This is a genomic window from Burkholderia sp. AU31624, assembly GCF_020420065.1.
Classification (GTDB): domain Bacteria; phylum Pseudomonadota; class Gammaproteobacteria; order Burkholderiales; family Burkholderiaceae; genus Burkholderia.
In genome coordinates this window covers 602,266-612,121 of the sequence record NZ_JAIZRT010000006.1, presented here as the reverse complement: position 1 = coordinate 612,121, position 9,856 = coordinate 602,266, and the positions used below count along the sequence as shown (strand labels likewise).

10 protein-coding genes and 1 pseudogene are annotated in these 9,856 nt (G+C 63.9%); 3 read left to right on the top strand and 8 right to left on the bottom strand.

From position 1 onward, the window contains the following. Positions 1-218 precede the first annotated feature (218 nt). The 4 genes and pseudogenes from LGM89_RS24600 to LGM89_RS24585 all read right to left on the bottom strand — a co-directional run. Positions 219-935: an O-methyltransferase gene (locus tag LGM89_RS24600; protein ID WP_089498229.1), complete on the bottom strand. Its 717-nt coding sequence runs from the start codon at positions 933-935 to the stop codon at positions 219-221. Between the two features lie 106 nt (positions 936-1,041). Further along, positions 1,042-1,344 (bottom strand): 4Fe-4S dicluster domain-containing protein, encoded by a 303-nt coding sequence (locus LGM89_RS24595; protein ID WP_413226781.1) that lies wholly within the window; start codon positions 1,342-1,344, stop codon positions 1,042-1,044. Next, the gene (locus LGM89_RS24590) at positions 1,341-1,649 is read right to left on the bottom strand and encodes a hypothetical protein (RefSeq protein ID WP_089498231.1); all 309 of its coding nucleotides are present in this window, start codon (positions 1,647-1,649) and stop codon (positions 1,341-1,343) included. The genes LGM89_RS24595 and LGM89_RS24590 overlap by 4 nt, the downstream gene beginning before the upstream one ends. A 21-nt stretch (positions 1,650-1,670) precedes the next feature. Then, positions 1,671-2,246, bottom strand: a pseudogene (locus tag LGM89_RS24585) (RNA polymerase sigma factor); the annotation flags it as partial. Positions 2,247-2,783: 537 nt separating this feature from the next. On the opposite strand from LGM89_RS24585, the gene LGM89_RS24580 reads away from it, so the two are divergent. Further along, positions 2,784-4,613, top strand: coding sequence for a methyl-accepting chemotaxis protein (locus LGM89_RS24580; RefSeq protein WP_089459776.1), 1,830 nt, complete (start codon positions 2,784-2,786; stop codon positions 4,611-4,613). A 49-nt stretch (positions 4,614-4,662) separates the two neighbouring features. On the opposite strand, the gene LGM89_RS24575 is transcribed toward LGM89_RS24580, so the two are convergent. The 4 genes from LGM89_RS24575 to LGM89_RS24560 form a co-directional block, all read right to left on the bottom strand. Beyond that, the gene (locus tag LGM89_RS24575; RefSeq protein WP_226274185.1) at positions 4,663-5,127 is read right to left on the bottom strand and encodes a GNAT family N-acetyltransferase; all 465 of its coding nucleotides are present in this window, start codon (positions 5,125-5,127) and stop codon (positions 4,663-4,665) included. A gap of 109 nt (positions 5,128-5,236) precedes the next feature. After that, positions 5,237-5,608 (bottom strand): nuclear transport factor 2 family protein, encoded by a 372-nt coding sequence (locus LGM89_RS24570; RefSeq protein WP_226274184.1) that lies wholly within the window; start codon positions 5,606-5,608, stop codon positions 5,237-5,239. A 75-nt stretch (positions 5,609-5,683) separates the two neighbouring features. Further along, positions 5,684-6,283, bottom strand: a complete 600-nt coding sequence (locus LGM89_RS24565) for a hypothetical protein (RefSeq protein ID WP_226274182.1) — start codon at positions 6,281-6,283, stop codon at positions 5,684-5,686. 88 nt (positions 6,284-6,371) lie between these two features. Next, complete coding sequence (locus LGM89_RS24560; protein ID WP_226205864.1) at positions 6,372-6,575, bottom strand: hypothetical protein; 204 nt, start codon at positions 6,573-6,575, stop codon at positions 6,372-6,374. A gap of 92 nt (positions 6,576-6,667) precedes the next feature. Here LGM89_RS24560 and LGM89_RS24555 point away from each other — a divergent pair, with 92 nt between their 5' ends. Together LGM89_RS24555 and LGM89_RS24550 are read left to right on the top strand one after the other, a co-directional pair. Continuing rightward, a complete protein-coding gene (locus LGM89_RS24555) occupies positions 6,668-8,173 on the top strand; it encodes an aldehyde dehydrogenase (protein WP_226274181.1) in 1,506 nt (501 codons plus the stop codon). 81 nt (positions 8,174-8,254) lie between these two features. Continuing rightward, on the top strand, positions 8,255-9,646 hold the full coding sequence (locus LGM89_RS24550; protein ID WP_226274180.1) for an aspartate aminotransferase family protein: 1,392 nt from the start codon (positions 8,255-8,257) through the stop codon (positions 9,644-9,646). Positions 9,647-9,856: the final 210 nt, after the last annotated feature.

Genomic DNA, 9,856 nt, shown 5'->3' with positions numbered 1-9,856 from the left:
TCCCATCCCGAACAGGACCGTGAAACGACTCTACGCCGATGATAGTGCGGATTCCCGTGTGAAAGTAGGTAATCGTCAGGCTCCCTAAGCCAGAAACCCCCGCCCGAAAGGCGGGGGTTTTTGCATTGGCGCGGCAGAAATGCACAAGAAATCGGAGCGGGTGGCGGTGTTCTTTAGCCCGAGACCCCACGGAAGAATCGCTTCAACGGACTCCCCACTCAAGAAACGACGACCGTAAATTCAACCCCCGATTCAAAGTCCAGGGTCGTGGTGGAAAACCGCGGATCGTTGTCGAGGTAGTGCTTGTACGGTCGAACGGCGTCCTCGGCCGTGTACATGTTGTCGGCCAGTACGACCGATCCCGGGCGCAGCAGGCGCTCGATCTGCTTGAAGAGTCTCAGATAGGCGTCGGCCCATACGTCGATAAACACCATGTCGAACGTACCGTCCAGTTCGGCGACGGTCTCGAATACGTCGCCCTCCCGCATGTCGACATAGGCATCCAGCCCCGCCGTCCTGACGTGATCGCACAAGCGTGTGAACTTGAGCGCATCGCGTTCGGTCGCGACGACCACGCCACGGCCCAACGTGCGCAGCGCCTCGGCGAAATACAGCGTGGAGACGCCGCATGAACTGCCGAGCTCGAGGATTCTGGCCGGTCGTTGCGAGAGCACCATGTTGCGCAAGAATCCGCCCGTTTCCGGCGACACGGCCAACGATAGCGGACTGCCTTCGGGGGAATCGAAGTCGTCGCTGGACAGCCCGAGCGTTTCGAGAAATCGCCCCCGCAGACGGGGCGCGATCGCTTCGTATTCCTCGGTGAGCGACAGAAAATCCTCGTTCGATCCCTGGAACTGCGCGCGGGCGCGGGCGACGATTTCGGTCCGGCTTTCTTCGTGGAGCCGCTGCAGAAGAGCGATGGTGGGTGACGCCATGTGCGTTTCCTTGAAGAGATTGATTCGGTCGACGACGTATTCAGCGGCGGCATCTCTCATCAGAGATGCCGCGCCGTCGCTCGATATACGCGATACACGGAGGTTGCTATACCGTTCGGGCGAGCGTGATTGCGCGTTCGGGGCATGCCGTCACACACAGTCCGCATGACCGGCACGCGTGCGCATTCGGCGTATAGGCGACCTTCATTCCATGCACGCGCTGCTTCAGGCGATGCATCAGATCAAGGCCGAGGTAATCGACTTTGTCGATGCGCCGGATCTCGAACACGTGCTCGGGACAAACGGCGACACAATCCCCTTTGCCTTCGCAGCGCTTCAGATCGACGACCGGCGCAATCACCCCCGGCTCCTGTTTGCAGCCGCCCGTTGATTTGTCGGGCATGTTCATTCTCCCGTGGGCCGGTGGCTGCCGGATCGCCACGCGGTCCGGAAATGCTCGCGTTCGTCGGGTGTCATGGACTCCCACTTGCGCCAGTGGCGTCGGCCGCGCCAGCCGTGATGTCCGCGGAATCCGCCGAACAGGATGCGGCTCAACACGAGCAGGCCCAGCGCATGGGCGAAGTCGATCGTACGGGCGCCGACGAATAGCGCCGGCATGACCCAGTTCCATAACATCATGACGACCCATCCGAGCACGCCCATCGCGATCAACACGAGAAGCGCCTTGCCTGCACATCTGATTCGGAAATTCATCTGTCGATTCCTCCAGGTGTTATCCAGTTCGTCATAAATGGGCTGCAGTCGGGCACGCAAATGCAAGACCGCATAGCGTTTGCGTGCGAGCAGCGTATTGAGCGCGACACCGCTTTGTGCGGCCATTTCCTTGAAGGACAGGCCCTCCAGCTCGTGTGCGATAAATACCTCCCGCTGATTCGTCGGTAATTCGTCTAGCGCATCCTGCAAGGCCTTGAGCACCAGCGTGCGCGCGTAGCGTGCTTCGGGGCCGGCATCATGCGCCGGTAGCGCGAGGTCCAGGCGATACTCACCGTTTGTGTCATCGTCGACCTCGGACAGATCGGTCAGCGGCTGTTCCTTCTTCTTGCGAAAACGGTCAACGATGCGGTTGCGCGCGGCACGGAAAAGCCATGCACTCGCCTGCTCGATTGGCGCAGGAAGTCGATACGCCTGTACGAATTCGTGAAACACATCCTGCAGGATGTCCTCGGCGTCGTCCGGGTCGCGAATCCGACGCCGGATGAAATTCACTAGCCTCGATCGTTCACGCATCACTGTCGCAGTGATGTCGCGGTCTGGGTCGGTCATCGTGTGCGAAGTGGGTGGCGATTCCATGTGCCTGAAGACGTTTCAGGCGCGCGAATATTGTGGCCAAAGAAAGAAATCTGCTGCTGAACGTGTCGGCATTGCGTAATACCCGTTACCGCCGGCCACGCGCCAAGGGGACACACATCGTAGGCGACCTATCAAGCACGCTTGCCAGAAAGGAAATGGTTACCTCGTCTCGTCCTCTTGCTTCGGTGCGCTGAATCCGGTGCGCTCCCGCAGTTGCCCATGAGGCAGTCGACCGGATCGCGATGCAGATAGGCCTTCAACCCTTCGGCGAACCGGATCATCGCTACCTTCCGCGTTTCGGGACGACCGTTGCCAGTTCTTCAGGGCTCCCTGCTACACGCCCCGGTCAGTCCGCACGGTAGCCGCTCTTGTCGGCTCGGCCGGTCCGTCTTCCCGTCCACGGTGCTGCCGATCCCGTTGGCCACACTGGTCTGGCCAGTCAGGCCTTAAGTTCCCGCAGCCGCTGTCGTTAAACAGGACGTTGCCCGCTTTCGGCGACCCCATTCATATAACGCGGTAACGGAGATCGAAGTCATCATGTTGTCCTCGATTCGTGCACGGATACTCGCGACCTGCGTCGCCATCGTGGTAACGGCGTTGGCCGTGACAGGCGGCCTGGTCTATTACGTCGTCAAGCAACACAACGACGAGACAATCGACCAGAATCACAAGTCGATCCTCGCCGGGCACGCGCTGGCGATCAACGAATGGGTGGCCAGCAGAGGCCGGGAAACCCAGGCACTCGCGGACACGATCGCAATCGGCGAGGGCGACCCGCTGCCGGCGCTGAAGCTGCTTGGGAAGTCGGGCGGCTTCGAGGTGTTGACGCTCGGCCTGCCGGACAAGACCGCGTTCTCGAACGTGCCGCTCGCGCCCGGCTACGACCCGACAGCACGCCCGTGGTACAAGCAGGCCGTCAGCGCCGGCAGCCTGGTCGTGACGGCACTCTATCGTGACGCAACGACCGGCAAGCCGGCGGTTGCGTTCGCGGTACCCGTGGTGCGCGACGGCACGGTGAAGGGCGTGCTGGCCGCCAGCCTGTTCATGGAAAGTGTGAGCTCGATCGTGACCTCGGTACACCCGACACCTGCGAGCTTCGCATTTCTGGTGGACAAGAGCGGACGCGTGATTGCGTCGGCCAAGACCGACCTGATCATGAAGCCGGCCACCGGTCTTTCGCCGGCACTTGATGCCGACCACCTCGGCGCGCTGCAAACCGCGTCCGAGCCCGTCGCGGTCGACATCGACGGCGCCACCAAGCTGCTGCGGGCCCAGCCGATCGCCGGTACCGACTGGTCGCTCGTGCTCGCGCTCGACAAGGCCGACGTGACGGCCGGCATGCGCGCGGTCGCGACGACGACGCTGGCGGCGATCCTGATCGTGGCCGTGATCGCGGCCGCGCTCGTCGGCGCGATGACGAACGCGGCCTTCAAACGCATCCTGCTGGTTCGCGACGCGCTGACGGATGTCTCGACCGGCAGCGGCGACCTGACGAAACGCCTGCCTGCCGACGGCGCGGACGAAGCCGCGCAGATCGCGCATGCGTTCAACCTGTTCGCCGAAAAGATCAGTACGATCCTGCTGCAGATTCGCGAGTTCAGCGAATCCGTCAACCTCGCGAGCGCGGAGATCGCGCAGGGCAACCAGGATCTGTCCGGGCGGACCGAGCATGCTGCATCGAGCTTGCAGGAAACCGCCGCCGCGCTCGAGGAAATCGCCGGCACGGCCCGCAACTCGGCCGATGCCGCGAGCCAGGTGAGCCGTCTGGCGGAATCGGCGTCGGACGTCGCGGTGCGCGGCGGCACGGTCGTCAGCGAAGTCGTCTCGACGATGAACGAGATCACGCAGGCGTCGAGCGAGATCGCCAACATCGTCGGCGTGATCGACGGCATCGCGTTCCAGACCAACATTCTCGCGTTGAATGCTGCCGTCGAGGCCGCACGTGCGAACGAGCACGGCCGGGGCTTTGCGGTCGTCGCGGGCGAGGTGCGTGCGCTCGCGCAGCGCAGCGCGCAGGCCGCCAAGGAAATCAAGCAGTTGATTCACTCGTCGGTCGAGAAGATCGAGGGAGGCTCGGGACTCGTCCAGACGGCCGGCACGACGATGAACGAAATCGTCGAGGGCGTGCGCAGCATCACGAGCGTGATTGCGGAAATTACCGTTGCCGCCAAGGAGCAGAGCACGGGGATCGAGCAGGTGAATCAGGCGGTGTCGCATCTCGACAATGCGACGCAGCAGAACGCGGCGCTCGTCGAGCAGTCCGCGGCGGCCGCGACGTTGCTGCGCGAGCAGGCCGCCAGACTCGCGCAGACGGTCGGCGAGTTCAAGCTCGAGGACCGCCGTGCGATGACGTCGCAGCCAGCGTGAGAAGGGCGATACCGGGTACGTCCGGCGGCGGTGCCGACGGACGCTGCAATCAGATCGTGATCCTCAAGATCGGGAAGAACCTGCCCGGCACGACGCTCGATTCCTTTTCGCCGATTTTTTCAGCGCCGAGCGCCAGATAGAACGGAACCGCATTGGGGTCCGCTTCGATCACGAAGCTTCTGATCCCTCTCGCGGCGCTTTCCCTGCGGACCTCTTCCCACAATGCCCGGGCGACACCGCGGCCCATGTGGTCGGGATGGACGAACAGCCATCCGGGCGTCGGGCGATCGGATTCCGATGACGCCCGGACCCAGAACCCGATGATTGCCGCGCCGGATTCCGCAACGTATCCGATCGACCCGTCGATCGTCTCCGGCGCAATCGTGAGATCGCTCTGCCACAAGTCGAGCCAGTCCTGCGGATAGCCCCAGTGTGCCTTCGAAATGCGAGCCAGTCGCGTGAGCGCGTCCGCGTCCGCGGTACGGGCAGCGCGTACGGTGAATGCTTGGTGCATCTCGTCTCCTGTGATGGCCGCCCCCTTAGTTGAGGTATCGCCCGGCTTGCATCGACTCAACGCCGGCTTCGCAGCTTGCCGACTCGAAGGAAGGCCAGGCTCGGCGCGGCTACGCGACCTGCGATGCATGCCCGGCGACGACGCGCCAGCCGGCGGATGATCGGTGCCAGAGCCGAGTATAGGCAAACATGCCGTCGAACGCCGTGCCGTCGAAATGGCCGGCGAGTCTCGCCTTCGTCGTGGTCAGGATCATTTCGCCGATCGCGTATGCGTGTGTTTCCTGCACATCGAGCCTGTCGAGGCGCAGCAGCTTCGCGCGATGCGCGGCCAGGTCGTCCTCCTTCGAGATGACCTGGCCGGTCGGAACGGTGAACACCAGGTCGTCGTCCAGCAACGCATCGAGCGCTTCGACATCGTTGGCCAGCATCGCGGCACGAAGCGCGATTTCGCGGGGTTCGATCGCTGTACGGATTGCATCCATTTCAGGGCCTCCCTCGTCTCTGAAGGTTTGTGGTTCAACTCATAACCGGCGAGCAACAGCAGCAACGAATACCGTCTATCGCGCGTTCGACAGCGATTGACGCCGGACGAGCATCACCACGCAGATGCCGATCGATGCGATGACGTTGACGGCCGGATAGAACGCGACCGCGACGCTCCATGTGCTCAATGCCAGCAAGGCCAGCACGTACTTGAGCACGCACAGCGTGAAATACGCGAGGCTCTCGCTCCACGGATCGCGGATCGTCTTGCGGACGGTCGGGCCGAGGCCGGCCAGCTCGATCAGCGTGACCAGACAGATCGAGAGCGTCGGGTCGTCGGTCAGCATCCACAGCGGAATGGCCGACAGGGCCGTGACCAGGAAAAACCAGTCGACGCGTGTCCAGCCGCGTTCGCCCCGAAAGAGGCTCGCCACCAGCGTCAGAAAGCAGGTGACGGCAATGGCCGCCGTGCACCACGCGGACGGCCCGGCACCCGCGACGAGCTGGCCGGCCGCCGCGATCGCCGTGACGACCGACCACACGAGCCAAGTGAACAGATGCGGGCGAACCGTGCGCCGGTAGATGGCGAGCGCATACGGAATCGCCGCCAGCAAAGACACCGCCGTTCCGATCACGCCAAAGATCGAAGCGGCGCCCTGATCGACACTCATCATCGACGCATCCTCGTTCGCGCAGGCCGACCAGTATGTGGTCGGATGGGCCGGGGCGCAATGTCGTACCGGCCAGATGTCGCAGCAGGTGTCACATCGCATCGCGCTGGAACGCCGACGCGATCACACGCAAACAAACGGCACCGGGATTGCGGCGTGGCAGGAAAACCCACTGCACGACCGCAGAATGAATAGAAATAACCTCTTCAATGAGAAGAAAAACTGTTCTTTCAAATCTCTTTTTGACGACCGACAGTTTGCCAACCGGACGACTGCGGCGATGCGCGGCGGTCATGGGCATCGGTCGTGCCCGCTGGCGTCTTTCGTCGGGTCGAGTTCAGGCGCAGAACAACGCATAAACGCCTGGTCGTCAAAACGGAGTCTCGAATGAACCCAACTTCAGCAGAAAACCATCAGCACGCGGACTGGAGACGTCTCGCGGCGCAAGTGGTCCCGAGAACGCTCGCGCATATCGGCGGGCGCGGCGTGCCGGCTCGAAGCGGCCGGACGTTCGCCGCGATCAATCCGGCGACGGAGGCCGTCATCGCGGAAGTCGCGTCGTGCGATGCACCGGACGTCGACGACGCGGTGCGTGCCGCGCGTCACGCGTTCGAATCCGGCGTCTGGTCACGTTGCGCGCCAGCCGAGCGCAAGCGCGTGCTGTGCCGGCTGGGCGAACTCATCGCGTTGCACGGTACGGAGCTCGCGCTGCTCGACTCGCTCAACATGGGCAAGCGCGTGGCCGACGCGTTCAGCATCGATGTGCCGGCCGCAGGCGCTCTGTTCAGCTGGTACGGTGAAGCCGTCGACAAGCTGCATGGCGAAGTCGCGTCGACCGACCCCGGCAACCTCGCGGTCGTCACGCGCGAACCGTTGGGCGTGGTCGGCGCCGTGGTGCCGTGGAATTTTCCGCTCGACATGGTCGCGTGGAAGGTGGCGCCGGCGCTGGCGGCCGGCAACAGCGTCGTGCTGAAGCCGGCGGAGCAATCACCGCTGTCCGCGTTGCGGCTCGCGGAACTGGCGCTCGAGGCCGGCCTGCCGCCGGGCGTGCTGAACGTCGTGCCGGGTTACGGCGAAACAGCAGGGCGTGCGCTCGGGCTGCATCCCGACGTGGACGTGCTCGCCTTCACCGGATCGACGGCCGTCGGCAAGAAATTCCTCGAATACGCCGCGCAGTCGAACATGAAGCAGGTGTGGCTCGAGTGCGGCGGCAAGAGCCCGAACCTGGTCTTCGACGATACGGACGATCTCGACCTGGCCGCCCGCAAGGCGTGCTTCGGCATCTTCTTCAACCAGGGCGAGGTGTGTTCCGCCAACTCGCGGCTGCTGGTCCAGCGTTCGATTCACGATGCGTTCGTCGACCGGCTGATTGCGCATGCCGCCGCGTTCATGCCGGGCGATCCACTCGATCCGGCGAGCGGGATAGGCGCCATCGTCGACGAGCAGCAGCATCGGCGCGTGCGCGAGTGGATCGTACGCGGCCGCCATAGCGCGACGCTCGCGATCGGCGGAGGCGCGCCGCGCGTCGACGGCAAGGGCTACTTCATCGAGCCGACGATCTTCATCGACGTGAAGCACGACGACGCCATCGCACGCGAGGAGATCTTCGGGCCGGTGCTGTCGGTGATGGCGTTCGACACCGAGGACGAGGCCGTCCGGCTCGCGAACGACTCGATCTATGGGCTGGCCGCATCGCTCTGGACCGGCAGCCTGTCGCGTGCGCACCGTGTATCGGGCCGGCTGCGTGCCGGCACGGTGTCCGTCAACACGGTCGATGCGCTGAGCGCGCAGACGCCGTTCGGCGGGTTCCGCCAGTCGGGCTTCGGCCGCGATCTTTCGTTGCATGCGATCGACAAGTACACGGGCCTCAAGACAACCTGGATCAGTTACTGATTCGACGCGGCAGGCTGCACGCGGTTGCGCCGCGCAACACGACAACGCTTTTCATCCACACAACGAACCGGAGACTCGCCCATGAATGCGCCCCACTTTCCGCATCGTACGACGCAGGACTATCAACGCAGCGACGCCGCCCACCACCTGCATGCGTTCGTCGACCAGAAGGCGCTGAACGAGGAAGGCGCGCGCGTGATGGTGCGCGGCGAAGGTATCCATCTATGGGACAACGACGGCAACCGCTACCTGGACGGCATGTCCGGGCTGTGGTGCACCAACGTCGGCTATGGCCGGCCGGAGCTGGTCGACGCCGCCGCGCGGCAGATGAAGGAACTGTCCTACTACAACATGTTCTTTCATACGACGCACCCGTCGGTGATCGAACTGTCGGAGCGGCTGTTCGCGCTGCTCGGCAATCGCTTCAGTCATGTGGTGTATACCAATTCGGGATCCGAATCGAATGAAGTGCTGATTCGCACCGTGCGGCGGTTCTGGGACGTGATGGGCAAGCCGCAGAAGAAGGTGCTGATCGGCCGCGTGAACGGCTATCACGGGTCGACGGTGGGCAGCGCATCGCTGGGCGGGATGGCGTTCATGCACGAAATGGGCGACCTGCCGATTCCGAACATCACGCACGTGGACGAACCGTACTGGTACGCGAATGGCGGCGACCTGAGCCCCGAGGCATTCGGCAGGCAGGCGGCGCTGTCGCTCGAGCGCAAGATCCTGGAGATCGGCGCGGAGCGCGTGGCCGCGTTCGTCGCGGAGCCGTTCCAGGGCGCGGGCGGGATGATTTTTCCGCCGGACGGCTACTGGCAGGAGATCGAGCGCATCTGCCGCCAGTACGACGTGCTGCTCTGTGCGGATGAAGTGATCGGCGGTTTCGGCCGCACCGGTGAGTGGTTCGCGCACCGTCACTTCGGCTTCGAACCGGACCTGATCTGCATGGCCAAGGGGCTGACCTCGGGCTACGTGCCGATGGGCGGGCTGATCATGAGCCGGCGCGTCGGCGATGCGCTGGTCGACAAGGGCGGTGTCTATGCGCACGGGCTGACCTATTCGGGGCACCCGGTCGCGGCCGCCGTCGCACTGGCCAACCTCGACGTGCTCGAGCGCGAAGGCCTCGTCGAGCGGACGAAGACGGATACCGGGCCGTACCTGCAGAACGCGCTGCGCGATGCGTTCGGCAATCATCCGCTCGTCGGCGAGATCCAGGGGGTGGGCGCGGTCGGCGCGATCCAGTTCGCGAAGAACAAGGCGACGCGCGAGCGCTTTGCGAACGAGGCCGACCTGACCTGGCACAGCCGGACGGTCGGGTTCGAACTCGGCGCGATCGTGCGTTCGACGAACGGCCGACTGATCGTGGCGCCGCCGCTGGTGATCGATCACGCGCAAATCGATGAACTGGTCGACACGATGCGCAAGGCCGTGGATGCCACCGCGCGCGAAGTGCTCGGGATCGACTGCTGATCGTTGAGCGACGCGCTTCCGTCCGATGAAAGTCGGGCGGGGCGGATCGAACCACGGGGACCGCTGCGTGCAGCCGCCGCGGCGGCTATTCGACAAGTTGAAAACTGGGCGTCGTGGCCGGTGGTCGCGATAGGGCGATGTGCCGCTGACTGCGTATTGGTAAGGAATGCAAATGGTATAGCCGGGGTATTCGAAGCACGCACGTTTTTG